Below are 25616 nucleotides of genomic sequence, written 5' to 3' on the forward strand. Positions count from 1 at the left end.
GCAATTTTTTTTGAATCTTCACCAGCGCCTCGGTGTGCTCTGCACGCGCGGTGGCCCGGGAGAGCTGGCGCTTGAGATCCTCAATCAGGCGATCGCGCGGATCGGGTAAGGTGGCCTTCGGTCCGCGCTTCTTCGGTTCGAGCGCTTCAAGCGCGCCGCGCTCTTGCTCACGTCGCCAGTGCGTCAGGTGCGACGAGAACAGCCCTCGCGCCGCAAGAGCCCAGCGAGCTCGCCGGTGCGACCGGAAGCTGTACAAGCCGCCGCATCGCGCAGGATCCGCAGCTTGTACTCGGCCGTGAAGCGGCGACGGTGCGGCTTGGCCGATACCTCTGTCGGTCATCCCCGGCTCGATGGGCGACTCGAGCTGGGTGCTGGCGGGCGCAGGGCACGCGGCGCTGCTCGCGAGCGCGTGCCACGGCGCTGGCCGCAGCCTCACGCGCGGCCGCTCCGCGCACGCGGACGAGGACGTCTACCGGCGCGCGGTCGAGAAGCTGCACGTCGTGACGCCGCTCGACCCCGACGCCCCCCACGTGCGGCGGCGGCGCGACATCCTCGCGAAGTACCACCAGCGGATGAAGGAGGAGGCGCCGTATGCCTACAAACCCATCACGCCGGTGGTGCGCTCCGTCGAGGAGGCGGGCATCGCGCGGCGCGTGGCGCGACTCTGGCCGCTCGTCACGGTCAAGGGATAGGGAACACGATCCGACCGTGCTCCGCTCGCCGGGGCAGGCGCCGGCCGTCGCTCGATCCCTCGGGACGGCGCCGGGGCCTGCGTCCCGAACGCGTAGGACAGGCCCACTTCGGCGCGGAAGGGAACGAGCGGGGGTGGCTGTAAGCCGTGGGTGGACCGGTAGCCCGCGCGCAGTCCGATCTCGAAGCTCGACCCGATCGAGAACGCGAACGCGAGGTTCGCGTCGAGGTAGCCCCCCATCGGCGCATAAAAGCCGTCGCGGATCCCGTCGTAGATCGCGCGCGCGCGATCGCTCGCGGCGATGTACGTGCTCAGGATCGCCGTATACTCCACCTCCAGCGCGATGAACCCGCCGCGCTTCCAGTAGCCGCCGGCGAGCCCGGGGTGCGCGCCCATGCTCACGAAGTGAAACGTCTGGTTGTCACCCGCCTGCAGCGGCAGTCCGAGCCGCCCGGCGAGCCCCCAGCCGCCGCGCTGCAAGAGCATCGCGCGCACCGCCGGCTCCAGGCGGAAGGAGTCCAGGTCCTTCACGAGGAAGACCGGCAGCGTCAGTCCGAGCTCGACGTCGAGGCGGCGCACGAAGCGCTCCGTCGGAATCGTTCGTCCGTAGGTGAGCTCCAGATCGGGCGCGGAGTTCCAGCCAATATTGGCGCGCATCGCGTTCTCTTGCTCGCCTTGATACCCGCTGATCGGCGCAGCCGAGGCGACCGCTGGGACCGCCGTGGCGGCGATCGCGGCCGCGATCGCGGCGGCTCTCACCTCGCCCCCTTGTACGCGCCGAGATGAGCGCGAAGAACCTCGATGACACGCTCGGGGTGTCTGTTCACCCAGCCGTGGTCTTCGCCTTCGACGCGGACGAGCTCGACGTCGCAGAAGAGAGGGGCGTGGCGGCTCGCTTGGTGCTCGAACCCGATGACGGTGTTGATCGTGGTCCCGATCAGCGTCACCGGCTCGCAGAAGCGATCGAGGCCGGAAGAGAAATCGAAATTCCACTTTCCGTCCGCCTTCGCCGAGCTCTGCAGATCCCGCATGGCGCGCGCGCCCAGACGGAAGGCCTTGAAGTTGTCGGGGTCGCCCGGATCCTCGTAATAACCTGGCTGCGACCAGCCTTGTCCCAGGGAGAGGAGGAAGTCCGCGCGCGCGTCTCCGTCGGGGCTCATGGCGCCTTCCGACCAACCGAGATCGCTCAGCCCCTCGGCGGTGAGGCCGAACGTGAAGAGCTCGGTCTCGTTCGCGATCGCCGCGTTCAGGAAGCCCGGCTCGCTAAGGACGGCCTCTCCGACGCGGTCGGGATGCCTCTGAATGTAGAGCGCCGCGTACATGGCGCCCCACGAGTGCCCGAACAGCGTGACCGGCGCGTCGGCCGAGAAGCGCTGGACGAGCTCGTGGAGATCCTCCGCGTACGTCTCGACGGTGAAGTCCGATGAGGGGACACGCTCCGAGAGGCCGGTGCCCCGCTGATCCCAGTAGACGACGAAGTACCGCTCGGATAGCGCGCCGAGGCCGAGCATGCCGCGCATGTCGCCGCCAGGGCCGCCGTGCAGCGTGATGAGGGTCGGGTTCTTCGGATCCCCTTGCGTGCGAAGGTGAATGCGGGCGCCGTCGCGGAGGGTGTAGCGAGGCAGCGTGTCGTCCTCCGCGACCGTCTTCGGGACGAGGTTTCCCGGCTCGCTCGGGTCCAGGCAGCCCGAACCGAGCAAGAGGCACGTGAGAAGAGATCGGCGGGCGAAGCAACGCATGCCCGAAGCGTACGGATCCAGGCCGCCCTCGGCATTGTGCCGCCACGCCAATCGATTGTCCGCCGGTGCCCGCGGCTACGACACGGAGCGCTCGCGGAGCTGGCCCGGCGTGCTCCCTGTCCACCGCCGGAACGCCTTGTAGAACGCGCTCACATCAGAGAAGCCCACCAGGGAGCCGACCTCGGCGAGCCCGATGGCGGGATCCTCCAGATAGCGGAGGGCGAGCTCTTCGCGTGTCTTCTCGAGGAGATCTCGAAAGGGGAAGCCGTCCTCCGAAAGCCGCCGTTGCAGCGTGCGCGCGCTCAGCCCGAGGCGCTTCGCGACCGCCGCCAGCTTGGGAGCACCGCCGTGCAGCTCGAGGGCGAGCGCGTGCCGCGTGCGCTCCACGAGGCTCGCCTGGGCGGGGGGGAGTTTTTGCGCGATGAGGGCGGCGTGGCGCTCGAGGACGGCGCAAAGCTCGGGGGCGGCCCCTCTCATCGGCGTCGCGAGCACCGCCCGCGGGAGGACGATCGCGTCGTGGGGCGCTCGAAATCGGATCGGACAGGCGAAGATCCGGGTGTATGCCTCGATCTCAGCGCAGCACGGGTGACGGAACTGGATCGCGGAAGGAGACCACGGTGTGGCGGCGAGCGTGCGGAAGCGAAGGACGATGTTCGCGAAGCCGAACTCCGTCGCGACCCGGTGCGGAGCCGCGCCCGGCACGTGCTCCCGGACGATCCGGGCCTCTTTCTCGTCGACCTGGAGGACATGGCGCACGGCCGTGCTGATGACGGCGAAGTGCCGCGAGAACCTGTGGAAGGCGTCACCCACCGTGTCGCTCGACGCCACGACGTAGTCCATCACATCCCAGTGTCCGATCGTGAGCGCCTCCGCGGCACGGAGCCCGACGCCCGGATCGCCGGCCCTCTCGACGACGTCGTCCCAGAGCGCGATCCACCGGCGATAGGAGAGTCGGAAGTCCGGGTCGCGCAGCTCCTCCGGCGCGAGCCCGTGCGCTTGAGCGAGCGCGCTTGCGTCGAGCCCAACGGCCTCTGCGGCTCCGAGCACACTCCGCAACGCCTTCACGCCGACGCTCAGTGTGCGCTCGCCTTCCGGCTTCACGAGCGTGCCGATCCCCGGACGAGAGCTCACGGGGCGAGGTCTGCGCGACACTGCCGAAGGTCGCACGGCCTGTGAGCGACGTCAACTGCTCGCCCGTGCTGCCCGCTTCCATGTCAGTCCACGTCTGTTTGCGTCCGTTTACGTCCGTTTACGTCCGTTTACTTCAGCCGTCTTCACGCATCGAAGAGCCTGCTCCCGGGACCGATTGCGATCATGGACCGCACCCGCGCGGCGAGGTCCTCGAGGGAGGTGAACGCGGGCTGCGCGCGGTAGAGCTCGAGCGAGCGGCGCACGGCGCGGATCTCGCCGAGGGCCTGCAGCGCCTCGAGAGAGGTCCGCTCCGTGGGCTTCGCGTGAACCGGCGGGGGCGGAGCGCTCTCGTACACCGATGATCGCCCCGCCCTCGATTTTTCCTGGATTTTCGGCCCCGCAGGGGCAAGGCGAAGCGACGGTTATCGCCAACGTGGCAAACGATACCGGCCGTTCGCAGCGATCAGTAACCGGATCGCGAGCGCCTACCGGCGCCGACGCCCAAGAACGAGCGCAGAAGCGGCCAGCCAGAGAGCGGCGGCGAGTCCGCCGCCCCCGGTGCTCGCGCCCGCCCGGCAAGCGCACGAGCCGTCTGAGTCGTCGCCGGTCGCGTCGTTTCCACCGGTGGGTCCGGCGCTGCCGCTGCTGCCCGCGACGGCGGAGCCGGTCGTTCCGCCGGTGCCTGCGGTGACCGAGCCGCCGCTGGCCGAGGTCGTGCCCCCGGCGGCGTCGCTGCCACCGGTGCCCGAGGTCGCGCCCCCGGCGCCGGCGGCATCGCTGCCGCCCGTTCCCGGGTCCGAGCCGCCGGCACCGCCTCCGCCTCCGTCGCCCCCGTCACCCGGCATGGTGGGTCCGGTAAACCGCCACCAGTTGAACTTGAAGAGGTCGCCGCCGCCACCGACGAACTTCAGGAACAGGTCGTGTTTCCCGCTGCCCCCGCTGACCGCGCAGGTCTTTGTGGTCCAGGCCGACGCGCCCGAGACGTCGCACGTCCCGAGGAGCGTGCCGTTCTGACTGTCGAGGTGGAGCTCGATCTTCGCGTCGCCGGCTGCGGACGATACCCGCGCCTCGAAAGAGGTCACGCCGTCCAGGAAATCGACGTCCTTCACCTTGATGTAGTCGCCATTGCTGATGGACGTGACGTTCATGCCGGCGCCGGTGTCGGTGCACACCTCGGTCTTGAGCCCGGACGAGAAGGCGATGGTCTCGGCCTCGACTTGCTCGAACGGATTCAGCGTGTCGACGGCGGACGGTCCGTTCGTGGACATCATGATCTTCGGAATGCTGCCGTCGGCGCCGTAGGTGAACTCCTCCACGCAGACCGAGCGCTTGAAGTCACTGCCGCCCGGCAATGCGCTGTTGTGATAGAAGAAGTACGAGTGCCCCTTGTAGTCGACGATGCCGGCGTGGTTGGTGTAGGTCCGGCCAGCGCCCATGATGTCGCCGCGGACGGTCCAGGGCCCGGTCGGGCTGTTGCTGGTCGCGTAGCTGATCTTCTCGGTCCCGGCGATGGCGGCGTAGACGAGGTAGTACAGCGACCCTCGCTTGTGGAGCCACGGCCCCTCGGTGAAGCCGTTCAACGGCACCTCGGTGATGCTTCCCGAGGTGCTGATCATGTCCGAGTTCAGCTTCACGTGCCGGAGCTTGGCATTCCCCCAGTACATGTGGGCCTGTCCATCGTCGTCGACGAACACCGTCGGGTCGATGTTGCCGCCTCCGGGCGCCACGGCCAGCTCCTTTCCCAGCGGGTCCATGAACGGGCCTGCCACATTGTCCGATACGCCAACGCCGATCTTCGCGCCGCTGTTGTTGTTCAGCGGCACGTACAGATAGTACTTGCCGTTCCTGGCGATACCCTGCGGCGCCCACGCATTGTCGGTTCCCCACTTGAAGCTCTTGTAGCCCGCCACCGAGCCGTGGTCCCTCCAGTTGACCATGTCCGTGGTGGAGTAGAGCCTCCAGTCGTTCATGGTGTAGAAGTTGTTCACCGTGACGTCCTCGTCGTGGGACGTGTAGAGGTACAACCTGCCTTCGTGCACCATGGGCGCGGGGTCGGCCGTGTAGAAGGTCTGTACGATCGGGTTGTCCGCCCGAGCGGGGGAGGGGATCGCGGCGACGAGGCCCAGCGCCATCGCCGACAGGGTCATTCTTCTTGCTCGGTAGAACGTTGTATTTAAGCGCACGTTGAATCCTCTCGCGAGCGAATTGCCGGCGCCCCGCACCCCTGGTGCTGACTCGACGGAGGCGCCATCAATGAGAGGATGGCCCGCGCAAAGGCACGCAGGACGACCCCCCAGGGCAAAGAACAAGTATACCCTTTCGAAATGTGAACGATCACATTCCTGGTGTCAAACCCAATCGACCGGCCCGGCGGCATCCTCGATCCCGAAGGGAGGACATCGCTGGCGGGCTCATCCGGCGCGCCGCGTCACGGGGGGCCGGCGGGCGCCGGACCGCGGTGATCGCAGGCTCGATGCGCTCGATGCCGACCCGCGCACGGACGGCTGGCGCTCGATGGCGGCCTGCGCACGGACGGCCGGCGCTCGATGCCGCAGGCGGTCGGCTCCCTGGGTATCGCCTCTTGTGCGCGACGACTCGAGCGCGCGCTCCGGCCAATCACTGGCGCCATCATCGGCCGATTTGGATTGACGTTGTCGATGTGAACGGTCACATTTCGAGCTGCGATGGGGTTGTCGAGCTTGCCCTTTCACCGGATCAGGAGACGCCAGATGTCGATAAGTAGGAAGCTGATGGGGGCCATGATCATGAGCGTCGGCATCGGCTCTGCCGGCGGTTTTGCGGGCGCGGCATGGGCCGCGGGCGAGAAGGCGGATGTCCCCGCGTCCGTCGCCGAGGGGAAGGATTTCGGCTGCGGCGCAAAAGGACAGAAGGCCTGTCCGATGCAGGGCTGGATGAAGACGGTGATGCAGTCGGCGACCACGAGCGGTGACGGCGCGAAGATCGCGTCGGCGCTGGACTATGTGGCGTCGAAGCCGCCGCCCGGGATGTCGAAGTGGGTCGCGATATCGAAGGAGGGCGCGGAGAAGGCCAAGAAGGGCGATATCGACGGCGCCAAGGCGAGCTGCAAGGTCTGCCATGATCTGTACAAGGCGGAGTACAAGGCGAAGCTCCGTGACGCCGCCTTCTGAGGCGCAGCGCTCTGCTCTCGCCTTTGTCGAGCGACAGCAACACTCGCTCTCCCGCGATCTTGCACCCTGAGCCAGCGCTCGAACGCGCGCAGCACGAGGCGGGCACGCTCGTGCTGACCCTCCGAAGCTCGCGGTCCTTCAAACAACGCGCATGCCGCGGGGCCTGAGCTCGCGACCGCAGCCCGGGACCGGCGGAGCGCCCGCGATGCGCAACCATGCGCGAAAGTGAGCGAGGTTTCGCTCAACTACGCGCGCAGGTGAGCGAGGTTTCGCTCAACATGCCCACGCGCACCTCCGAGGGCCCTCGTATCGTTCCCACGAGGCACCGAAACACTGGCAGGCGTCCGGCGGCCCCGGCCCGCCGGGAATGGCCCGAAGACGCGGGGGGTTGATGCGCGGGCACCGGCCTTGCTCTGAGGGAGCAGCGAACCTTCACAAGGAGCTGCTCAGATGAAGAACACCATTCGCGCCGCGCTCGCCATCCTGTCTCTTGCCTTCGGCCTCCTGGCCGGCTGCGTCGTGGCTCCCGACGAAACGACCACTCCGGATGAGACGACCGCCGTGACAGAGGCGCTCGTGAACAACGGAGGCGGCGCTGGTTCGCTCGGTTGGTGGTGCGGCGACGACGGAACCTGCACGTGCGAGGGGGGAACGCTGTCGTCAGATTGCTGGGGGCTCTCTCAGTACTGCATCGACAGGTTCGAGTGTCGCGTCAATCCGCCGTACCTGTGCTATTGCCACTGGAAGCTCGTGCGGCAACACCCTGGCGTCAAGACGACGACCGGGGTCGTCGGGAGCGGGACGGTCGGGGCGGCGATCAGTCCGTGAGTGCCGTGGGCGCGGTCGTGGCGCAGCGGCGCGCGCGAAAGGCAGGTGCGAGTCGGGTCGCCGATGCGTGCGGGGGCTGATCGTGTCCGGCTCGAGGCGAGCGGCGCGACCACCGGCGGCTGACGACCCACTCAGGGCAAAGCCGGAGGACGAGGCTTGACCGGGGGCGTTCACGCCGGTCCGCCCCTCCGCCGCCGAGATCGGGCCCGGCCAATGGCGAGGCGCCGCTCGAGCGGCGCATCGAGAGAGGCGGGCGCCGGCGCGCGGTCGTGGTGGATGTCGATACCATTCCCCCCGCGCCCGACTAAGCTTGGCCCCGATGGACGAAAACTCTCCTCCCGAGCGGCGCGTCAAGAGAGGCGGGCGCCGGGCCGCGGTCATGGTCGACGTGGCCAAGCTCGCCGGCGTCTCGTACCAGACGGTCTCTCGGGTCCTGCACGACAGCCCCAACGTGCACCGGGACACGCGGGAGCGCGTGCTCGACGCGATCCGCCAGCTCGACTACCGCCCGAGCTCCGTGGCGCAGGCGCTCGTCACCGGGCGCTCGCGGACGTTCGGCGTGGTCAGCTTCAACACGACGCACTACGGCCCGGCGTCGACGCTCCACGGGCTCGAGACGGCGGCGCACGACGCCGGGTACGGCGTCAGCGTCGTCAGCCTGAAATCGCTCAGCCGCGCGCCGGTGGTGGATGCGGTGAAGGGGCTGTGCGATCAGGGTGTCGACGGCATCATGGTCGTCGCCCCGCTGCGGTCGGCGGTGGACGCGCTTCGCCACGTCACCTCCGACGTGCCGGTGGTCGCCGTCGAGGGGGGGCCGGACGATTCGGTCCCGGTGGTCGCCGTCGACCAGCACGGCGGCGCGACGGCCGCGACGCGCCATCTCCTCGACCTGGGTCACCGGACGGTGTGGCACATCGCCGGTGCGATCGAGTCGCTCGAGGCCGAGCAGCGCATCGACGGCTGGCGTTCGACGCTGGAGGCCGCGGGCGTCGAGCCGCCGCCTCTCCTGCGCGGCGACTGGAGCGCACGCTCGGGCTACGAGCTCGCCCCGCAGCTGGCGCGCACGCCAGGCGTCACCGCCCTGTTCGTGGCCAACGACCAGATGGCGCTGGGCGTGCTCCGCTACCTCCACGAGATCGGACGCGCGGTGCCGCGGGACATCAGCATCGTCGGCTTCGACGACATCCCGGAGGCGGCCTACTTCACGCCTCCGCTCACCACCGTCCGCCAGGACTTCTCCGAGCTGGGGCGCAGGTGCCTCCACTTGCTGCTCGGGCAGATCGAGAGCGGCCGCCGCTCCTGCTCGCGCGTCGTTGTCGAGGCCGAGCTGGTCTTGCGCAAGAGCACCGCCGCCGTCGCCCGGAACCGATGAGCGCTCCAGCCTGCAAGCTTCGTCTGCGCGCATCCCCTCACGGATCAGAAACCCGCAATCGATCCGATGAGACAGTGAATATCCACCGCAGCCGTGAGGCGCTTGTCCTCGTGGGGGTATAGAGGGCTTTGGGCCTTGTCGTTGTCCGCCTCGGGAACCCATCCACGTGGCGACGGATTGTCGGCGATGAACCGCGCGGGACAGGTCGCGAGCGCGAGTATCCGGTGAACGCCATCACGCCGCCCCGCGCGACCCGTCGCCGAAGAGCATCGCCCGCAGCGCCTCGGCCTCCCGCTGCGCCCGCGCCACGATGGGCATCAGCCCCACGAGGCAGTCGACCGGCACCTCCCGCACCAGGATCACCCCGTTCTGGCTGCGGAACACGCGCACGCCGCGCGCCCGGAGCCTCGCCGGGCTGATCTCGAGCATCACGTCGACCTTCGCGCGCTTGCCCACCGCGCTGCTCAGCGCGTCGGTGCAGTGGACGTGCGTGCGCGCCGCCGGCCGGATCCCGTCGCGCGCGATGCCCCTCACGGCGTCCACGCTGGTGCCGTGCCAGATCGACGCGTCGCCGTGGACCTCCTCCCACGACGCCTCGAGGCCCGCGAGCGTCACCGGCATCCCGTCGCGCGAGTGCCCTTGCGAGGCGCGCACCCGGTCGCCGCGGATCTCGAGGCGGTTCTTCGTGTTCTTCTCCACCACCTCGTCGAGCACCGGCCGGGAGATCCGGAGCGCCTTGAGGACGTCGTCCACGGCCACCCAGCCGGCGTCGTCCATGGCGACGCCCTGCGAGGGCGCCGCGTGGCGGAGCAGCCAGGAGAGCTTCTTGCTCGTGTCGGTCAAGCGATCGCGGCCCATCGTCAAGCTCCATTCTCGTCTCGTGAGCCGGAGCCGCGGCCCGCGATTCGCGCGGGCACGCAGAGGCGCCTCCGGGAGGTCCCTGGACGGTGCAGGGACCGGGACCGAAACCGTGAAGGGAATCGGCACGAGGAAAGAATAGACGCCCGGCTATCATCCGGAAGAAGTATTTCTGGAGCCGCTATCGCGTTTCGCGATAGCTTGCCGCCATGCTCAACCTCGACTGGCTCGGCGCCTTCGTGGTCTTCACCGAGCACCTCAACTTCACGCGCGCGGCGCGGGCGCTCCACGTCTCGCAGCCGGCGCTCCATGCCCAGATCGGCAAGCTGGGCGAGGCGCTCGGCGTCACGCTCTACAAGCGGCGCGGGCAGCGGCTGGAGCTCACGGCCGACGGCAAGCGCGTCGCCGCGTTCGGGCGCGAGGTCGGCGAGCGGACGCGCTCGTTCCTCGACGTGCTCCGCCACGGCGAGAGCCGGGAGCCGGTGGTGCTCTGCGCCGGGGAGGGCTCGTACCTCTACCTGCTCGGCGAGGGGATCCGCGCCTTCTCCGCGCGCGCCGCCGCCCCGCTCCGGCTGCTCACGCGCGACCGCGAGGGCACGCTCGAGGCCGTCGCGGCGGGCGAGGCGCACCTCGGCGTCGCGCCGCTCGAGGGGGCGCCGGACGGGCTCGCCGCCGATCGCCTCACCGAGGTGGCGCAGGTCCTGGTCGTCCCCGACGGCCACCCGCTCGCCCGGAAGCGCCACATCCGGCTGCGCGACCTCGAGGGGGCGCGGCTGGTCGTCCCCGGCCCGTCGCGGCCCCACCGGGCCCTGCTCGCTCAGGCGCTGCTCTCGGCCGGTGTCCGCTGGGAGCCGGCGGTCGAGGCGAACGGCTGGGAGCTGATGCTCCACTTCGTCCAGCTCGGCGTCGGCATCGCGGTGGTCAACGCCTGCTGTCGCCTCCCCCGCGGCCTCGTCGCGCGCCCGCTGCCCGAGCTGCCGCGCAAGGTCTTCTATCTCGTCCGCCGGCGCGGCGGCGAGCTCCAGGGCGCGGCCGCGGAGCTCCGGGACGCGCTGCTCGCGCACGCCGCGGCGTGGCAGGGAAACCATGCGTTGGGCGCGTCGGGCGCGTCAGGCGCGCCCGACGCCGCCCCGACGGCGCCTGTGCGCCGGCGCTGAGCCCCGCCATCGCTCTTCCTGGAGCCTGCCAGTCTCTGCCGGTCTCCCCCCCGGACTCTGGCTTCCGGGCTCAGGCCGCCTTTCTCGACTTCTGCTTGCCCTGCTTCGCCTTCTTGCCGCCGGCGTCGTCCGGGCGGCTCACCAGCTTCGAGAAGTAGCTCGGCTCGCCGCTGGCCTTGGCCTCCTGGTACACGAAGGCCAGGTTGGACGATTCGAACTTGTCGAAGAAATCGTCCCACGAGATCTCCTCCAGGGTGTCTTCCCCGCTGTACCCGGGGAAGTCGATGCGGAGTACGCCGGGCTCCCCCTCTTTCTCGGTCCGCGCCACCGTCGCCGGGTGGCCGCCGCGCGCCTCGACCCACGCGCGGATCTCGTCATGGTCGGTGGTCATGTGGGACGCGTGATCGCCTTCGGCGCCTCTCGGGCGGGCCTGCTTCCCGCGAGGACGCTGCTCGGCGCCGCCGGGCTCCTCGTCGAGATCGATCTGGACCTCCACCTCGACGTCGAGCTCTTCCTTCTCGCGCTCCTCCTTCGCGCCCCTGGCGCTGCTCGCCTTCTCCGTGCTGCCCTTCGCCGCGCGCGGCGTCGGCTTGCCCTTCTGGACCATGTCGTCCGGGCGGCTCACCAGCTTGGAGAAGTTGCTCGGCTGCCCGTCCGCCGTCTTCTCCTGGTACACGAAGGCGAGGTTCGACTCCTCGAACTTGTCGAAGAAGTCCTCCCACGAGATCTCCTCCAGGGTGTCTTCCCCGCTGTACCCTGGGAAATCGATGCGGAGGATACCAGGCTCGCCGCCCTCCTCGGTGCTCTTCACCGTCGCCGGGCGGCCTCCGCGCGATTCGGCCCACTGGCGGATCTCGTCATGAACGATGGTCGTCTTCGATGAGCTGGCCGACATGGTCTTCCCTCCTGTGCTCGTGCATCGATGGCGCGGGGAACGGCAATCTGCATGCCAGAGGCCGATGAGAAGATCCGGGCACGCGATGGCCGACCTCGGCCATACCGCGGCTCCCTGGGCCGAGCGCGGCGCGCCGCGGAGCCCGTCGCGCTGCCGAACCACCGTGCCTTCGTGCATGCGGCGCGTCGAGGTCACCAGGCCGAGACCGTGGTGAAAGCAGGGGAGCTCTGCTGTGGTCGAGGATGGGCTCGGCGATGCAATTTGCCCGCCTGCGACGAAATGCTGCCGGCTGGCGCAGGCCCTCGTCGGAGATCGCGTTCCCCTCGATCCGTTTGAACCTGAAGCAGACAGGCCGAAAGACTGCCTGCTTGAGTGCTGACAGATAGACTGCCTAACTAACAGAAACAGACCGACACGCGACGCGCGGCGCCCTCATGGAGGCACACGTGTACGCCGTGAGGGCACCCCGGTGGCGCTCGCCACGGAACCAGGCGTCCCCAGTGTAGCTCGCGCTCGATGTAACCCACGTGGGCCGGGCCAACCCGGTTGGGCGGCCGAGAGATCGAGAGAGCGCGTGTCGACGCGGGGGAGCCGGTCGTGCTACCTAGAATCGAGCGCCGCGATGCGCGCGCTGCCGAGGCCGAGGACGTGACCGCCGCGCACCATCTGCTCCTCCGGGTCGCTGTGATCGCCGTCGCCACGGCGACCGCCGCGACGGCGGGTGCGCGCCCGACGCGTCCCGCGCCGGCCGCCCCGCAGGCCCACCCGCCGCGCCCCGCGCCGGCGGCCTCGCCAGTGCGCCCGCCGCGCCGTGCGCCGGCCCCCTCGCCGGGGCGCCCGCCGCGCGCTGCGCCGGCCGCCCCGCAGGCCCTCTTGCCCGCGCCGGCCGCCCCGCAGGCGCCCCCGGCTTCGCCCGCCCCGCCGGCCCTGCCTTCCGCGGCTTCTCCCGAGCCCGCGGCCTGGCGCGCGCTCGTCGTGGGCGGCGGCCCGAGGCCGCCCATGAACCAGGTGGCCATCGAAGGCCACATCCGGTACTTCCAGTCGCTGCTCCCGGCCAGGGCGGAGCGGCGCGTCCTCTTCGCCGACGGGCGCCGGGGCACGCGGAGCGTGCAGTTCCTCGACGGCGACCAGACCCGCTACCGCGCGCCCAGGCTGCCGCGCATCGACGGGGCGACCACCCGCCCCGGGTTCGACGCGATCTGGCGCAGGTTCGTCCACGCGCGCCCCGCCGACCCGTTGCTGCTGTATTTCGCCGGCCATGGGAGCCCGGATCCCGGGAACGACCTCGACAACAACGTATTCGACCTCTGGGGTGGCGGAGCGCTGTCCGTGCGCGACCTCGCTGCCCGCATGAAGGAGCTGCCCGCCGGCACTCCCGTCGTCCTCGTCATGGCCCAGTGCTACTCCGGCTCGTTCGCGAACCTCCTCTTCGAGGGCGGCAGGCCCGACGGCGAGCTGGTCGAGCGCGACATCGTCGGCTTCTTCGCGGCGACCCGGGACCGCCCCGCGTCGGGCTGCACGCCCGAGATCGACGAGGCGGATTACACCGATTTCAGCAGCTTCTTCTTTGCAGCCCTCTCGGGCGTCGATCGCCTCGGGAAGCGCGTCGACGGCGCCGATTACGACCGGAACCAGCTCGTGGGGATGAACGAGGCGTTCGCGTACGCCCTCCTCCACCAGGAGACGGGCGATGTGCCGGTCGCGACGTCCGATGTGTTCCTGCGCCGCTTCGTCAACAAGCCCGATCACGAGACCATGGCGACGCCCTATTCCAGGGTCCTCTCGTGGTCGACCCCGGCGGAGCGGGCCGCGCTCGAGGGGCTCTCGGACGCGCTGGGCCTCCACGGAGAGCACCGCCTCCGGGCCGCCTACGAGCGCGAGTTCGGGCCCCGGGCGGGCAGGAGAGACGTCGAGGACGTGGACTCGGCCCACCGCCTGCGGTTCATCCGGCTCGCCAAGAGCGTTGTGCTCGCGCGGACGCTGCGGCAGAGCGGCAACCGCGCGCGGATCGAGCGCTTCGAGCGGCTGCGCGCCGCGGAGGCGCGCAATCCGCTCGTCGAGGTCAGGGCGGCGAGCCAGGCGCGACAGGACGGCCGGCGGCGCGCCGCCCGGTGATCCCGGGTTGGCCTCGCCCGCCTGCCCACGGTGCTATCGGACCACCGGACAGCCGCGCTCGCCGCGGGGCGAGGCGCGCGTGCGCGTGTCATGACGCGCGGCTCTCGTCCCGCAGCATCGCGATCAGATCGGTCGCGCCAGGGTCGATTCCCATCTGTGTGAGCAGGGTGGTCACCTGACCGCGGTGATGGGTCTGATGATTGAAGAAGTGCCCCACGGACCACCAGAGCGGAGAGGTGTAGACCGTCCCGCTCCGCGTGTACGTCAGATCGCCCGCGAGCGCCCGGTCATCGATCTCGTGCACCCAGGCGAGGATGTCTGCGTCCGTCCTGGCGCGCTCGCGGGAGAGATCGCCGAAGTCCGCGTAGAGCTCCTGCGAGAGCGCGGTGATCTCGATGGCCTTCCCGCTCGGATCACGGGAGGTGAACCGCTCCGCGCCGCCGGTGAAGCGCCCCATCCACGTGCGGTCGGCGAGCAGGATATGGTTCAACGTGCCGTGGATCGACCGGAAGAAGGCCCCGCGATCGCGCTTGCGCTCCACGTCGTCGAGCTTGCCGACCAGCGCAAAGAGCTTGTCGTTCATCCACCGGTTGTAGCGAGCCAAGGCGCGGTACTGGTCGATCCAGCTCATGAGCGACTCCTCGTGGTTCGAGAGCAGGCGCGAACGCTACCACGCCCGCTCCCGACGGCGAAACCCGGCCAGCACCGCCGCTATCCCGCGGCGTCACGGCCGGCGCGCTACCCCCGGGACCGCGCGCCTCGGGCGCATCGCCGCCATCGCGCGCAGCCGTCGAGATCGCGCTTGCTTGGTCCGTTATGGCGGACTATTGTCCTCGATAACAGACGCGTGGTGCTCGGGAGAGACCCTCCAGTCGGACCCGTCTTTCGCCGATCTCCACCTCCTCTCCCAAGGAGCCATGATGGTCAGCCTTTCGCTCGATTCCGCTGTCCTGGCCGAGACGTACGATCGCGTCAGCGATCGGCAGTTCAACCACGGAAAGCTGCTCATCGAAGATCTCCAGATTTCCCCGGGCGAGCGGGTCCTCGACGTCGGGTGTGGGACGGGCCGGCTCGGGGCTTACGTCGCCGATCGGGTCGGCCCCTCCGGCGCGGTGGCCGGCGTCGATCCGCTGCCGCTCCGGGTCGAGCTGGCGAACGGGAAGCGCCGGCCGAACTTCCGCGCCAGCGTCGGCCAGGCCGAAGATCTCTCACAGTTCGCCGCCGGGAGCTTCGATGTCGTGTTCCTGAACAGCGTGCTCCACTGGCTGCCCGAGAAGCTCGGCCCGCTGCGCGAGGCGCGTCGGGTGCTCAGGCGGGGAGGGCGCCTCGGCATCAGCTCGGCCGCCAGGGAGCGCCCGCACGAGTTCGAGCAGGTGATCGAGGGTGTGCTGTCGTCTCTCGGCCTGACCGGCACCGCGGAGACGCTCGGCAGCACGACCTACAAGGTGACCTCGGACGACCTGACGAGCACCCTCCTGCTCGCCGGCTTCGAGGATCCGAGGCTCCAGATCCGCACCTTCACGGACCATTTCGCGGACACGGACGACGTGATCGCGTTCTACCTGGCCAGCTCGTTTGGCAATTTCCTGTCCGACCTCGGTCCGGCGGAGGCCGCGCGGGTCAAGGCGGCGCTCGCGGCCGAGCTCGAGCGCCGCCGCGCGCCGGAGGGGATCCGGCTGCAACGTCACCTGATCTTCGCCGTGGCGCGCGCGAAAGGCTGACTTCGATTGCCGGGCCTGTTCGATGATCTCCTCATCGAGCGCGGCCCACATGCCGATCTCGGCTACATGGATCGCGTCGACACCGGCCGCGCGTAACCGCTCTGCCGCCGAGCGCGGGAGCCCTTGATCCAGGAGCAATCGAATGGCCGGCGTCATGCGCTCCGAGGCAGCTCGATGATCTCATCCCCGATCATGGCGGCGGCGAAGGCCAGGGCCTGCCGGATGTCCTCGTCGTCCAGCTCCGGGTAGTCGCGTCGCAACTCTTCGCGGTCCGGATAGGTCGCCAGCACTTCCAGCACCCGCTTCACCGTCAGGCGAAGGTCCCTGATGCACGGCTGCCCGTTCATGCGGCCAGGGTGCGCGGTGAGCCGGTCAAAATTTCGCATGGTCTGAGGATCTCCCGCGGGAGGATACACCGGCCGGGACGCGCCGTCCTCGCCTGAGCCGGCGGAGGCTGGCAAGCTCGGCAACCAGCGGCCAGAGGCGACGGGCCGGCAGGCGCCAGCTCTCCAGAGCCCTCTCCGAGGTAGCGCACGCCGGTTGCGTGGTCGCGCGCCTCTGCGAGGATACGGCGCCGGCAGGGGAGGGGAGCCCGGTGAGCGACCGCGCGCGCTCGACGAGGACCGATGCGCGCCGAGGAGCGCCGAGGAGCGCCGAGCCCGCCGCTCGGAGGGCAGGTGAGCGAACGACTCGACGTAGAGGTGCTGAGCCGCCGCGAGGAGCTCGAGGCGCTGCGGGAGCCGTGGAGCGCGCTGTGGCAGCGCTGCCCGGCGGCGACGGCGTTCCAGCGGCCGGAGTGGCTGATCCCGTGGTGCCGCGCGCTCGGGCCCGAGGAGGTGCTCGCCCTGGTCTTCCGGTCGGACGAGGTGCTCGTCGGCCTCGCGCCCCTCGCGGTTCACCGCATCGGCGACGAGCGCGTCGTCGCGCTGCTCGGCGCCGGGATCACCGATTACAACGATGTCCTGGCCGCGTCCGGCTACGAGCGCGCGGTCGCGGGCGCGGCGCTCGCTTGCCTCGAAGAGCGCGCCGGCGCGTGGGACGTCGCCGATCTCCACGACCTGCGCGCGTCGTCGCCGCTGCTCCTCGCCGAGGCGCCCCCCGGCTGGTCGGACGAGGTCGAGAAGCACGAGGCGTGTCCGGCGGTGATGATCCCCGAGGGCGCCGGGCCGGACGAGCTGTTTCCGCCGGGGATGCGCGCGCGCGTCGCCCGAGCGCGGAAGCGGCTCGCGCGGGCCGGGGACCTGCGCCTCGACGTGGCCGACGCGGCGAGCGTGGACGAGCTGCTCGACGCGCTGTTCGCGAACCACAAGGCGCGCTGGCGCTCGCGCGGCGAGGGGGGCGTGCTCGACGAGGCGCTCCGGCCGTTCCACCGCGAGGCCGCGCGCGCGCTGTGCGCGCGGGGCGCGCTGCGGCTCTTCGGCCTGCGGCTCGACGGGCGGATCATCGCGTCGCTCTACGGGTTCGCCGAGCGCGGCGGGCTCGCGTCGTACATCACCGGCTTCGATCCGGAGCTCGCGTGGTACAGCCCGGGGCTCGTGATGCTCGCCAGCGCGATCGAGCACGCGGCGCGCGAGGGCGCGCGGACCGTGGACTTCCTCCGCGGCCGCGAGCCGTACAAGTACGACTGGGGCGCCGTCGACCGGTGGACGTTCCGCCGGCGGCTGCGGCGCCGGGGCGCGCGCGGGCCCGGGCGAGAGGTCGGGGAGGGCGAGGGCGCGGTGCAGGCCGTGATGTCCGGCGAGGCGTCGCCGGAGGTCGGCCTGGTGCGGCTGCTCGGCGCCGCGGGGGACCTCGCGGCCGCCGCGCGCGCGATCGACGTCGCGCACGTCGCGCACGTCGCGCACGTCGCGCACGCCGCGCACGCCGCGCGGCCGGCGGCGGGGGAGGGGGAGCGGGCGGCGCGCCTCGAGGCGCTGCGCCGCTGCCTGGACGAGCGGCGCGCCGCGTGCGCGACCGTGGCGGCGATGCTGGGCGCGCACCGGGACGCGCGCCTCGACGGGGAGGACGCGCGGGGGGCCTGCCGCTCCGCCGCGCGGCTGTTCGACGAGCTCTGCGAGCGCTCGGAGGAGGCGAGCGTCGCCGCGTACTCGCTCGGCGATCCGGAGATCCTCGAGCGCGCGACGCGGGAGGTGGTCGAGCTCCTCGAGCGGTGGGGCGCGATCGGGGAGGACCGCGCCATCCTGCAGATCGGCTGCGGGATCGGCCGCTTCGAGGCGGCGCTCGCGCCGAGGGTGCGCGAGGCGTGGGGGCTCGACGTCTCGCCGCGCATGATCGAGGCCGCGCGGCGTCGCTGCGCGGGGCGCTCGAACGTCGTGCTCGCGGTCTCGTCGGGCGTCGATCTGGGCGACGCGCCGTCGGCCCGCTTCGATCTCGTGTACGCGGTCGACTCGTTCCCGTACGTCGTCGCCGCGGGCGCGGAGGTCGTGGATCGGCTCGTCGCGGAGGCGCGCCGGGCGCTGCGGCCGGGAGGGGAGCTCGTCGTCCTCGGCTACTCGTACCGCGGCGACCCCGCGCGCGACGCGGCCGACGTCGCGCGGCTCGGGGCCCGCCACGGGTTCGACGTCCTCGCGAGCGGCGAGCGGGCGTTCTCGCTGTGGGACGCGCGGGCGTACCGGCTGCGGAAGATCGACCACCGGTGAGGCGCGCTCGAACCGCGACGTCACGCGGGAGAGCGACACAAGGCCGACCGAGGACGAGGCCTGTCGGAATCCTGCCGGCCCGGCGGTCCAGCGAGGAAGAAGCGCTCGCGCGCGCACGTAGCAATCGACACAAGGTGCTTGCCATGAAGACATCGATCCACGGTGCGTTTGCTCTCCTCCTGTGTTGCCTGACCCTCCCCGCGTGCGCCGCCGTCGAGCTCAACCCCGGCGCCGAGAAGGTCATCGTCACCAAGCAGTCGGCCCCGCAGGGGTGCCGGTTCCTGGGGACGGTGATCGGCGAGCAGGGCGGCTCCGTGTCTGGAGCGTTCACCAGCAATGCGAACCTGCAGGAGGGCGCGGTCAACGACATGAAGAACAAGGCCCATGACCTGGGCGGCAACTACGTGGTCCTGGAGAACACGAACGCAGGGACCACCCTCTCCGGCGACCGAGACAGCATCTCTGGCCAGCAGACCGACGTCACCCACATGGGCAACGCGTACAGCTGCCCGCCGCAGCTCGTCGGCCTGTAAGGCGCCCCGATCTCGCGAGGTCGCCGCGGCGATGGTCCGCGGCGCGAGGCTCTCGAAGGCGCCGCCGGCGGGGGCCTCATGGCCTCTGGGCCGCGCGGCCCGTCCGGCCGCCGCCGGGGAGGCGCGCTCGACCAGGTGAACCGATCCGGAGCGGCCCGACCGCAACGCGGCGGGCCGGGGCTCATCCAATGTCGACGAAGGGCCGGCGGAGCGTCGCCTCGGCGGGGTGCCCGCCGGTCGACCGTACGGCCTGCGCCAGCCGTCGGGATGGCTCCACGGTAGGGCGCGGCCGCTGCCGCGCGTCGATCCGCGCCGAGGGGGCCTGCCGCAGGGGGAGATGAAGAGATGGAGATGTCGTTGTCCAGGCGTACGGCCGCAGAGTTTCTCGGAACGTTCTGGCTCGTGCTCGGCGGCTGCGGGAGCGCCGTGCTCTCCGCGGCGTATCCCAGGCTGGGGATCGGCTTCCTCGGCGTGGCGCTCGCGTTCGGGCTCTCCGTCCTGACGATGGCCTACGCGGTGGGCCACATCTCGGGCGCGCACTTCAACCCCGCCGTGACGCTCGGCCTGATCGCGGGCGGGCGCTTCCCCGCGCGAGACCTCCTGCCGTACGTCCTCGCCCAGATCGCCGGCGCCATCGTCGCCGCCGGGATCCTCTATGCGATCGCCAGCGGCGCCGCCGGGTTCGCCGTGCACGCAGGCTTCGCGTCGAACGGCTATGGCGGGCGCTCGCCCGGCGGATACTCGCTCTTCGCGAGCCTCCTGACCGAGATCGTCCTCACGTTCGGCTTCGTGATGGTGGTCCTCGGCGCGACCGATCACGGCGCGCCGCGCGGGTTCGCGCCGATCGCCATCGGGCTCGCGCTCACGCTGGTTCACCTCATCGGGATCCCGGTCACGAACATGTCGGTGAACCCGGCGCGCTCCACCGGTCCTGCCCTGTTCGTCGGCGGAGGGGCGCTGTCTCAGCTCTGGCTCTTCTGGCTCGCCCCGCTCGCCGGCGGCGTGCTCGCGGGCGCCCTCTATCCGGTGCTCGTGGGCCCGAGGCCGGGCCGGGCCGTCGTCACGTCGCCGCCGGTAATCTGACGAAGCAGACGAAGCAGACCAGCCAGACGAAGCAGACCAGCCAGACGAAGCAGACCAGCCAGACGAAGCAGACCAGGCAGACGAGGCCGACGAAGGCGCCGGCGGACACGCCGCGCGAGCGAGCGAGCTGCCCCTTGGCGGTGCGCTCGGCCGCGCGGTAGTCTCGCGCCGCCATGTCCGTGCTGGAACGCATCTGGGATCGCGCTGAGGTCACGCTGGCGGCGGTGGTATCGCTGCTGTTCGGGGCCTCGTTCGGGTGGAATTGCGGCGTCAACAATCAGGTCGTGTACATGCTCGGGTCGCTGCGGCTCGTGCACCCCGACATCCTCGCGCGGGACTGGTTTGCGACCAGCACGACCCACTATCACCCCGCGTTCAAGTATCTGGCAGCCGGGCTCCTCGCGCTCAATGAGAAGGGGTGGGGCGTCGGCATCGCCCAGACCGTGGTCATCGGCGTCGGCACGACAGCCGTCTACTTCCTGCTGCGCGCCCTCGTCGATCGCCGCCACGCGCTGCCCAGCTTCCTCCTGCTCGTCGCGTTCGCCACGCTCACCCGCACCTGGGGTCCCTGCGATACCTACGTCTTCGATTTCATCCTCCAGCCCTCGTCGCTGGGCTCCGCGGCGTTCTTGATCTCGGTGCCCCTCTTCGTGCGGGGCCAGTGGCTCGCCTCCGGCATCGCGCTCGCTGCGAGCGGCCTCTTCCACGCCAACTACCTGATCCTCTTCTTCGGCGCCTACGCGCTCGCGCACCTCGGGCTCGGCGTGCGCGACCGGAGAGAGCTCTTTCACCGCGCCTCGCGGCAGCTCCTGCCGCCGCTCGCCGTCCTCGCGCTCTTTGCGCCGATGATCCTCGCCACCGCCGGGGCGAAGGACGCGAGGCTCGCGCAGGAGATCTACACCACCATCCGGGCCCCTCATCATTTCGTCATCCAGGGTCGCGAGCGCGAGTTTTTCAGCTTCATCGCGTGGCACCTGCTCGGGCTGGGCGCGGCCTTGCCGCTCACCAGGAACCGCAAGAGCCCTGCGGCGAGGCTGGTCACCCTGATCCTCGCGCTCGTGCTCGTGATCTGGACGTGCGTCGGCCTCTCGGCCCTCGCGGGGCTGCGCCCCGTCACGCAGCTCTTCGCGTGGCGCGTCGCCCCGCACGCGGAGCTGCTCCTCACGGCGCTGGGGTGCGCGGGAGCCGTGCGCGTCCTCCTGGAGCCCTCCGCCGGGCGTCGCTACGGCGTCACCGCGATGGCCCTGATCGTCGGCGGCCTCGGGGTCCTCGCCCTGTACGGCAGCGTCGAGAAGTCCGCGCGCGTCCCGGCGCTGGCCGTCGGGGTCGTGGCCGCCGCCGCGTTGTCCCGGCTCGCCTCGGAGTCCGCCCGGCGCTTCGCGCCGGAGCCCGGCCTCGCGCGCGCCCGCGCGCTCTGGCAGCGCGGCGGCGCGCTCGTGGGGCTCGCCGCCGCGCTCGCCGTCCTGCTCGTCTTTCTCGTGCCGAAGCTCAAGGAGATCCGCCGGAGCTCCAGCGTCCTCTCCGGCCTGCGCGCCGACGAGCGGTCCCTATACGCCTGGATGCAGGCAAGCACCCCTGTCGACGCGATCTTCCTGACGCCGCCGGAGAGCGAGAAGATGCGCTTCCACGGGCAGCGGCCGATCGTCGTCGACTGGAAGTCGAACCCCATCGTCCCGGCCGACGTGCTCGAGTGGCTCCGCCGGCTCGAGGCCGTCACCGGCCGGAAGGTCCGCGGCCAGAAGGATCTGGACGGCTATGACAGCCTCGACGAGGCCCGCGTCCGGACCCTGCGGGAGCGTTATGGCGTGGATTACGTCGTCTTGCGCCGCGGCCAGAACAAGGCGATAGACCGGTACAAGACCGTCTATTCCAACAGCGGGTTCACCGTGCTCGACGTCCGCGAATAGCGGATCTCGGCCTGGGGTGCCGCGCCCGCCTCGCGCGGCGGCGCCCGGTCCACGCTCTGGTCGATGATCGTGAGCGGGCGCCTGCGCACCTGCTGGTAGATGCGGCCCACGTACTCGCCGATGACCCCCAGGAACAGGGCGTTGATGCTCAGCGAGAGCAGGATGAGCAGCGTCGTCGTCGCGAAGCCAGCAGGCCAGTCCGCGCCATAGATGACCCTGCCGACGGCGTAGCCCGCGATCGCGAGGAGCGTCAGCGCCGAGACCACGAGCCCCGTGTAGGTCGCGACCCGGAGCGGTACCGTCGAGTGGCTGAGGATGCCGTCGAGCGCCAGCCCGACGAGATCCTTCATCCGGAACTTGCTCTCGCCCCGCTCCCGCGCGGCCCGATCGTAGGCGATGCCCGTCTGCTTGAACCCGAGCGTGGCCAGCATCCCGCGCAGGTAGGGCTTCGTGTCGTCGACCTGGCGCAGCACCTCGAGCACCCTGCGATCCACCAGCCGGAAGTCGCCCGCGTCGTGGGGCAGGTGATCCTCGCTGAGGAAATCGATCAGGCGGTAGAACACCCGCCGGAGCAGGGTGATCCGATACCCCTCCTTGCGACTGCGGCGGATCCCGTAAACCACCTGGGCGCCCGCCTCCCATTCCTTCACGAAATCGAGGATGAGCTCCGGCGGGTCCTGCAGGTCGCAGTCGATCTGCACGGCCGCGTCCCCGCGCGCCTTCATGTACCCCGTGTAGATGGAGCGCTGGAAGCCGAAGTTGCGAGAGAAGCGGAAGACGCGGATCCGCTCGTCCCGCGCTGCCAGCTTCACGAGCTCGTCGAAGGTCCCGTCGGTGCTCCGGTTGTCGGTGAAGACGAGCTCGAAGTCGTACCGATCCGCGATGCGGCGCATCACCGCGGCGACCGCCTCGTACAGCGGGGCCACGTTGCGCTCCTCGTTGTAGACCGGCACGACGATCGAGATCAGCCTGCGCCCGCTCTCCGCGTCGCTCACGGCGCCCTCTCTGCATCGGCGGCCTCGATCATGCGCCGCACCCCCTCGTCGAGCGCGATCCGGGGCCGCCACCCGGTCGCCTCCGCGAAGTGGGATGGATCACCGACGATCCACATGGGCTCGCCGTCCCGGTAGGGGAGGCGCCCGAGGCCCAGGTCGTCGCCGGGCCAGCCCGCCGCGCGCGCGACGCGCTCGGCCACCTCGCGGACGCGCACCGGCGCGCCCGAGCACACGTTGTACGCGCGGCCGGACTCGAGGCCTCTCGACGTCGCGGCTGCGATCAGCGCCTCGACCACGTCGTCGACGTAGGTCAGGTCGCGCGCCTGCGCGCCCGGCGTCAGGGCCGGCGCCTCGCCCGCCCGGAAGCGCGCGATGAGGTGAGGGATGAGGCGCGCGGGGCCCTCGCCCGGGCCGTAGACGCCGAAGAGCCGCAGCGCGACGAACGGGATCCGGAGCCGCGCCGCGACGGCCTTGCCGCAGAGGTAGGCGGCCGCCTTGGCCGCGCCGTAGACGCACGCCGGATCGAGCGGGTGATCCTCGCGGAGGCGCGCGGGCTCCTGGGCCGGGGCGTACTCGGAGCACGAGCCCGCGTGGAGGAAGCGCGCCGGCCGGTGCGGCTCGATCTCCGCGAGCGCCGCGAGCAGGCGCGTCGTCAAGCCCACGTTCCCGTCCACAACGAGCTCCGGATCCCGCTCGCTCGGGCTCACCCCGGACGCGGCCAGGTGAAAGACCACCTCGGGCCGGATCGCCGCGACGGCCCGCGCGAGCTCCGGCGTCGAGAACGACGCGACGGGCGTGATCTCCACCCCGGCGATGCCCGCGAGCCGCGCCCGGCGGGGGCTCTCCGCGCGGACGATGCACGCCGTCCGCGCGCCCGTCGCCGCGAGCCGCGCCGCCAGCGCCGCGCCGATGAACCCCGTGGCGCCGGTGACGAGGACCGCGCCGAGCCCGGCGCTCATGCGAGGTCGACCCCGTACGCGCGGATCTGCGCGTCGAGCTCGGCGCGGCTCGACGCGGGGTCGTCGAGGTACGCGCGGTACCAGCCCGCCGTCAGCGCGACGGTCTCGTCGAGCGTGAGCCGGGGCGTCCAGCCGAGCCGGGCGCGCGCCTTGCTGATGTCGAGGTGCAGCAGCTGCGCCTCGTGCGGGCCGGAGCGGTGCTCGGGCGGCACGAGCCTGAGCTCGCCGCGCCCGAGCTGCCGGATGAGCCGCTCGGCGACGCCGCCGACCGCGCACGTGTCGCCGTCGCGCGGCCCGAAGTTCCACCCGCCCTCGTGGGCAGCGGGCGCCTCGCACAGCCGCTGCGCGAGCAGGAGGTAGCCCCCGAGCGGCTCGAGCACGTGCTGCCAGGGCCGGGTCGCGAGCGGGTTGCGGATGACGATCGGCTCCCCGGCGGCGACGCCGCGCACGATGTCGGGCACCAGCCGATCCTCCGAGAAATCGCCCCCGCCGATGACGTTCCCCGCCCGCGCGGACGCCACCGCCGCGCCGCTGCCGGAGAAGAACGAGCGCCGGTAGGCCGCCGTGACGAGCTCCGCGCAGCCCTTGCTGCTGCTGTACGGGTCGTGCCCGCCCATGGGCTCGTCCTCGCGGTAGCCCCAGACCCACTCGCGGTTCTCGTAACACTTGTCCGAGGTCACGACGACGATGGCGCGCGCGGAGCCCACGCGCCGGCACGCCTCGAGCACGTTCACCGTCCCCATCACGTTGGTCGCGAACGTCTCCGCGGGCTCGCGGTACGAGCGCCGGACGAGCGGCTGGGCCGCGAGGTGCAGCACGATCTCCGGCCGGTGCTCCTCGACCACGGAGAGCAGCGCCGGCAGATCCCGCACGTCGCCGGTCACGGACGTGACGTCGCCCGCGATGCCCGCGAGCTCGAACAGGTTCGGCCGCCCCTCCGGCGGCAGCGAGAAGCCCACCACGCGCGCGCCCATGAGCGTCAGCCAGCGCGAGAGCCAGCTGCCCTTGAAGCCCGTGTGCCCGGTGACGAGCACCGCGCGCCCGGCGAAGAACGAGGCGCCTCGGCCGGTCATGCCCTGGTCTTCCAGGGCGCCTTGCCGGACTCCCACAGCGACTCGAGGAGCCGCTTCTCCCGCAGCGTGTCCATCGGCTGCCAGAAGCCGTCGTGCCGGTACGCCGCGAGCTGGCCCTCCGAGGCGAGCCGCTCGAGCGGCTCGCGCTCGAGCACGGTGGTGTCGTCGGTCATGTACTCGAGCGCGCGCCGCTCGAACACGAAGAAGCCGCCGTTGATCCAGCCCTCGCCGGACTGGGGCTTCTCCGAGAACTCGCGGACGAGGTTGCCCTCGAGCGAGAGCCCGCCGAAGCGCGCCGGCGGGCGGACGGCCGTGACCGTCGCGAGCTTGCCGTGGGACTTGTGGAACTCGACGAGGCGGCGGATATCCACGTCGCCCACGCCGTCGCCGTAGGTGCACATGAAGCGCGGGCCGTCGAGCCACGCGTCGAGCCGCCGGAGCCGGCCGCCCGTCATCGTGTTGAGCCCGGTGTCCACGAGGGCCACGGTCCAGTCCGGCGCGGCGCTCCGGACGAAGCGCTGGGCGCCGTCTCGCAGATTCACCACGTAGTCCGCGCTGCGAACGTAGAAGTTGTGGAAGTAATCCTTGATGACCTCGCCCTTGTAGCCACAGGCCACGACGAAATCGTTGAACCCGTGGTCCGCGTAGATCTGCATGATGTGCCAGAGGATCGGATACGGGCCGATCTCGATCATCGGCTTCGGGCGAGCCTCGGTGTGCTCGGCGAGCCGGCTTCCGAAGCCTCCGGCGAGCAGGACGACCTTCATGGGT

The 25616-nt window shown here is 70.9% G+C and carries 25 protein-coding genes and 1 pseudogene; 11 read left to right on the forward strand and 15 right to left on the reverse strand.

All coding sequences use genetic code 11. The features are described from left to right. The first annotated feature begins 350 nt into the window (after nucleotides 1-350). The gene (locus WME97_RS10610; RefSeq protein ID WP_437551706.1) at nucleotides 351-692 is read left to right on the forward strand and encodes an RtcB family protein; all 342 of its coding nucleotides are present in this window, start codon (nucleotides 351-353) and stop codon (nucleotides 690-692) included. Here WME97_RS10610 and WME97_RS10615 read toward each other — a convergent pair. From WME97_RS10615 to WME97_RS10635, 5 genes are all read right to left on the reverse strand, one after another. Beyond that, complete coding sequence (locus WME97_RS10615) at nucleotides 596-1450, reverse strand: hypothetical protein (RefSeq protein WP_437551708.1); 855 nt, start codon at nucleotides 1448-1450, stop codon at nucleotides 596-598. The two genes, WME97_RS10610 and WME97_RS10615, sit on opposite strands and share 97 nt — an antisense overlap. Further along, nucleotides 1447-2430 (reverse strand): alpha/beta fold hydrolase, encoded by a 984-nt coding sequence (locus WME97_RS10620; RefSeq protein WP_437551709.1) that lies wholly within the window; start codon nucleotides 2428-2430, stop codon nucleotides 1447-1449. The genes WME97_RS10615 and WME97_RS10620 overlap by 4 nt, the downstream gene beginning before the upstream one ends. Before the next feature lie 75 nt (nucleotides 2431-2505). Further along, complete coding sequence (locus WME97_RS10625) at nucleotides 2506-3561, reverse strand: AraC family transcriptional regulator (RefSeq protein WP_437551711.1); 1056 nt, start codon at nucleotides 3559-3561, stop codon at nucleotides 2506-2508. A 143-nt stretch (nucleotides 3562-3704) separates the two neighbouring features. Then, the gene (locus WME97_RS10630) at nucleotides 3705-3917 is read right to left on the reverse strand and encodes a hypothetical protein (protein WP_437551712.1); all 213 of its coding nucleotides are present in this window, start codon (nucleotides 3915-3917) and stop codon (nucleotides 3705-3707) included. 129 nt (nucleotides 3918-4046) lie between these two features. Next, nucleotides 4047-5708, reverse strand: coding sequence for a glycoside hydrolase family 43 protein (locus WME97_RS10635; protein ID WP_437551714.1), 1662 nt, complete (start codon nucleotides 5706-5708; stop codon nucleotides 4047-4049). A 582-nt stretch (nucleotides 5709-6290) separates the two neighbouring features. On the opposite strand from WME97_RS10635, the gene WME97_RS10640 reads away from it, so the two are divergent. The 3 genes from WME97_RS10640 (at nucleotide 6291) to WME97_RS10650 (ending at nucleotide 8910) form a co-directional block, all read left to right on the forward strand. Then, nucleotides 6291-6710 (forward strand): hypothetical protein, encoded by a 420-nt coding sequence (locus WME97_RS10640; RefSeq protein ID WP_437551716.1) that lies wholly within the window; start codon nucleotides 6291-6293, stop codon nucleotides 6708-6710. A 450-nt stretch (nucleotides 6711-7160) separates the two neighbouring features. Continuing rightward, nucleotides 7161-7538, forward strand: a complete 378-nt coding sequence (locus tag WME97_RS10645) for a hypothetical protein (RefSeq protein ID WP_437551718.1) — start codon at nucleotides 7161-7163, stop codon at nucleotides 7536-7538. A 319-nt stretch (nucleotides 7539-7857) separates the two neighbouring features. Then, entirely contained in the window at nucleotides 7858-8910 is a 1053-nt protein-coding gene (locus tag WME97_RS10650) for a LacI family DNA-binding transcriptional regulator (protein WP_437551719.1), read from the forward strand. 234 nt (nucleotides 8911-9144) lie between these two features. Here the strand turns inward: WME97_RS10650 and WME97_RS10655 are convergent, their stop codons facing one another. Beyond that, nucleotides 9145-9768 carry an RNA 2'-phosphotransferase gene (locus WME97_RS10655; protein WP_437551721.1) on the reverse strand — a complete coding sequence of 208 codons (624 nt, stop codon included), beginning with the start codon at nucleotides 9766-9768 and terminating at the stop codon, nucleotides 9145-9147. Between the two features lie 209 nt (nucleotides 9769-9977). Between WME97_RS10655 and WME97_RS10660 the strand changes: the two genes are divergently transcribed. After that, the gene (locus WME97_RS10660) at nucleotides 9978-10925 is read left to right on the forward strand and encodes a LysR family transcriptional regulator (RefSeq protein ID WP_437551723.1); all 948 of its coding nucleotides are present in this window, start codon (nucleotides 9978-9980) and stop codon (nucleotides 10923-10925) included. Between the two features lie 70 nt (nucleotides 10926-10995). Here WME97_RS10660 and WME97_RS10665 read toward each other — a convergent pair whose 3' ends face one another. Continuing rightward, nucleotides 10996-11820, reverse strand: coding sequence for a hypothetical protein (locus tag WME97_RS10665; protein ID WP_437551725.1), 825 nt, complete (start codon nucleotides 11818-11820; stop codon nucleotides 10996-10998). Nucleotides 11821-12417: 597 nt separating this feature from the next. Between WME97_RS10665 and WME97_RS10670 the strand changes: the two genes are divergently transcribed. Then, nucleotides 12418-13935: a hypothetical protein gene (locus WME97_RS10670; RefSeq protein WP_437551726.1), complete on the forward strand. Its 1518-nt coding sequence runs from the start codon at nucleotides 12418-12420 to the stop codon at nucleotides 13933-13935. A gap of 88 nt (nucleotides 13936-14023) precedes the next feature. Here WME97_RS10670 and WME97_RS10675 read toward each other — a convergent pair whose 3' ends face one another. Further along, nucleotides 14024-14566: a DinB family protein gene (locus tag WME97_RS10675; RefSeq protein WP_437551728.1), complete on the reverse strand. Its 543-nt coding sequence runs from the start codon at nucleotides 14564-14566 to the stop codon at nucleotides 14024-14026. Nucleotides 14567-14852: 286 nt separating this feature from the next. On the opposite strand from WME97_RS10675, the gene WME97_RS10680 reads away from it, so the two are divergent. Continuing rightward, nucleotides 14853-15656, forward strand: a complete 804-nt coding sequence (locus tag WME97_RS10680) for a class I SAM-dependent methyltransferase (RefSeq protein WP_437551730.1) — start codon at nucleotides 14853-14855, stop codon at nucleotides 15654-15656. Between the two features lie 12 nt (nucleotides 15657-15668). Here the strand turns inward: WME97_RS10680 and WME97_RS10685 are convergent. Both WME97_RS10685 and WME97_RS10690 read right to left on the reverse strand, forming a co-directional pair. After that, nucleotides 15669-15812 (reverse strand): annotated as a pseudogene (locus WME97_RS10685) (DUF5615 family PIN-like protein); the annotation flags it as partial. Further along, on the reverse strand, nucleotides 15809-16042 hold the full coding sequence (locus WME97_RS10690) for a DUF433 domain-containing protein (RefSeq protein WP_437551732.1): 234 nt from the start codon (nucleotides 16040-16042) through the stop codon (nucleotides 15809-15811). The gene WME97_RS10690 and the pseudogene WME97_RS10685, both read right to left, overlap by 4 nt. Nucleotides 16043-16333: 291 nt before the next feature. On the opposite strand from WME97_RS10690, the gene WME97_RS10695 reads away from it, so the two are divergent. The 3 genes from WME97_RS10695 (at nucleotide 16334) to aqpZ (ending at nucleotide 19911) form a co-directional block, all read left to right on the forward strand. Continuing rightward, the gene (locus tag WME97_RS10695; protein ID WP_437551734.1) at nucleotides 16334-18295 is read left to right on the forward strand and encodes a GNAT family N-acetyltransferase; all 1962 of its coding nucleotides are present in this window, start codon (nucleotides 16334-16336) and stop codon (nucleotides 18293-18295) included. 143 nt (nucleotides 18296-18438) lie between these two features. Then, the gene (locus WME97_RS10700) at nucleotides 18439-18828 is read left to right on the forward strand and encodes a DUF4156 domain-containing protein (RefSeq protein ID WP_437551736.1); all 390 of its coding nucleotides are present in this window, start codon (nucleotides 18439-18441) and stop codon (nucleotides 18826-18828) included. 351 nt (nucleotides 18829-19179) lie between these two features. Then, entirely contained in the window at nucleotides 19180-19911 is a 732-nt protein-coding gene (gene aqpZ / locus WME97_RS10705) for an aquaporin Z (RefSeq protein ID WP_437551738.1), read from the forward strand. On the opposite strand, the gene WME97_RS10710 is transcribed toward aqpZ, so the two are convergent. Next, nucleotides 19889-20086: a hypothetical protein gene (locus WME97_RS10710; RefSeq protein WP_437551740.1), complete on the reverse strand. Its 198-nt coding sequence runs from the start codon at nucleotides 20084-20086 to the stop codon at nucleotides 19889-19891. The genes aqpZ and WME97_RS10710 overlap by 23 nt on opposite strands. Between WME97_RS10710 and WME97_RS10715 the strand changes: the two genes are divergently transcribed. Then, complete coding sequence (locus WME97_RS10715; RefSeq protein WP_437551742.1) at nucleotides 20085-21818, forward strand: DUF6798 domain-containing protein; 1734 nt, start codon at nucleotides 20085-20087, stop codon at nucleotides 21816-21818. The genes WME97_RS10710 and WME97_RS10715 overlap by 2 nt on opposite strands. On the opposite strand, the gene WME97_RS10720 is transcribed toward WME97_RS10715, so the two are convergent. The 4 genes from WME97_RS10720 to rfbF are packed head-to-tail and all read right to left on the reverse strand — an operon-like array spanning nucleotide 21776 to nucleotide 25612. Beyond that, nucleotides 21776-22813 carry a glycosyltransferase family 2 protein gene (locus tag WME97_RS10720; RefSeq protein WP_437551744.1) on the reverse strand — a complete coding sequence of 346 codons (1038 nt, stop codon included), beginning with the start codon at nucleotides 22811-22813 and terminating at the stop codon, nucleotides 21776-21778. The two genes, WME97_RS10715 and WME97_RS10720, sit on opposite strands and share 43 nt — an antisense overlap. Continuing rightward, the gene (locus WME97_RS10725; protein WP_437551746.1) at nucleotides 22810-23772 is read right to left on the reverse strand and encodes an NAD-dependent epimerase/dehydratase family protein; all 963 of its coding nucleotides are present in this window, start codon (nucleotides 23770-23772) and stop codon (nucleotides 22810-22812) included. Before WME97_RS10725 ends, WME97_RS10720 begins: the two co-directional genes overlap by 4 nt. Next, a complete protein-coding gene (gene rfbG, locus WME97_RS10730; protein WP_437551748.1) occupies nucleotides 23769-24845 on the reverse strand; it encodes a CDP-glucose 4,6-dehydratase in 1077 nt (358 codons plus the stop codon). The genes WME97_RS10725 and rfbG overlap by 4 nt, the downstream gene beginning before the upstream one ends. Beyond that, nucleotides 24842-25612 (reverse strand): glucose-1-phosphate cytidylyltransferase, encoded by a 771-nt coding sequence (gene rfbF / locus WME97_RS10735; RefSeq protein ID WP_437555356.1) that lies wholly within the window; start codon nucleotides 25610-25612, stop codon nucleotides 24842-24844. The genes rfbG and rfbF overlap by 4 nt, the downstream gene beginning before the upstream one ends. Nucleotides 25613-25616: the final 4 nt, after the last annotated feature.

This window comes from Sorangium sp. So ce367 (assembly GCF_051520455.1).
Lineage (GTDB): Bacteria > Myxococcota_A > Polyangia > Polyangiales > Polyangiaceae > Sorangium > Sorangium cellulosum_B.

Bases quoted from the DNA above. Each gene is read 5' to 3' on its own strand.
- WME97_RS10610 (WP_437551706.1), top strand. From the start codon at position 351: ATGGGCGACTCGAGCTGGGTGCTGGCGGGCGCAGGGCACGCGGCGCTG.
- WME97_RS10620 (WP_437551709.1), bottom strand. From the start codon at position 2,430: ATGCGTTGCTTCGCCCGCCGATCTCTTCTCACGTGCCTCTTGCTCGGT.
- WME97_RS10635 (WP_437551714.1), bottom strand. From the start codon at position 5,708: ATGACCCTGTCGGCGATGGCGCTGGGCCTCGTCGCCGCGATCCCCTCC.
- WME97_RS10640 (WP_437551716.1), top strand. From the start codon at position 6,291: ATGTCGATAAGTAGGAAGCTGATGGGGGCCATGATCATGAGCGTCGGC.
- WME97_RS10645 (WP_437551718.1), top strand. From the start codon at position 7,161: ATGAAGAACACCATTCGCGCCGCGCTCGCCATCCTGTCTCTTGCCTTC.
- WME97_RS10650 (WP_437551719.1), top strand. From the start codon at position 7,858: ATGGACGAAAACTCTCCTCCCGAGCGGCGCGTCAAGAGAGGCGGGCGC.
- WME97_RS10655 (WP_437551721.1), bottom strand. From the start codon at position 9,768: ATGGGCCGCGATCGCTTGACCGACACGAGCAAGAAGCTCTCCTGGCTG.
- WME97_RS10660 (WP_437551723.1), top strand. From the start codon at position 9,978: ATGCTCAACCTCGACTGGCTCGGCGCCTTCGTGGTCTTCACCGAGCAC.
- WME97_RS10665 (WP_437551725.1), bottom strand. From the start codon at position 11,820: ATGTCGGCCAGCTCATCGAAGACGACCATCGTTCATGACGAGATCCGC.
- WME97_RS10675 (WP_437551728.1), bottom strand. From the start codon at position 14,566: ATGAGCTGGATCGACCAGTACCGCGCCTTGGCTCGCTACAACCGGTGG.
- WME97_RS10680 (WP_437551730.1), top strand. From the start codon at position 14,853: ATGATGGTCAGCCTTTCGCTCGATTCCGCTGTCCTGGCCGAGACGTAC.
- WME97_RS10690 (WP_437551732.1), bottom strand. From the start codon at position 16,042: ATGCGAAATTTTGACCGGCTCACCGCGCACCCTGGCCGCATGAACGGG.
- WME97_RS10700 (WP_437551736.1), top strand. From the start codon at position 18,439: ATGAAGACATCGATCCACGGTGCGTTTGCTCTCCTCCTGTGTTGCCTG.
- aqpZ (WP_437551738.1), top strand. From the start codon at position 19,180: ATGTCGTTGTCCAGGCGTACGGCCGCAGAGTTTCTCGGAACGTTCTGG.
- WME97_RS10715 (WP_437551742.1), top strand. From the start codon at position 20,085: ATGTCCGTGCTGGAACGCATCTGGGATCGCGCTGAGGTCACGCTGGCG.
- WME97_RS10710 (WP_437551740.1), bottom strand. From the start codon at position 20,086: ATGGCGGCGCGAGACTACCGCGCGGCCGAGCGCACCGCCAAGGGGCAG.
- WME97_RS10725 (WP_437551746.1), bottom strand. From the start codon at position 23,772: ATGAGCGCCGGGCTCGGCGCGGTCCTCGTCACCGGCGCCACGGGGTTC.
- rfbG (WP_437551748.1), bottom strand. From the start codon at position 24,845: ATGACCGGCCGAGGCGCCTCGTTCTTCGCCGGGCGCGCGGTGCTCGTC.
- rfbF (WP_437555356.1), bottom strand. From the start codon at position 25,612: ATGAAGGTCGTCCTGCTCGCCGGAGGCTTCGGAAGCCGGCTCGCCGAG.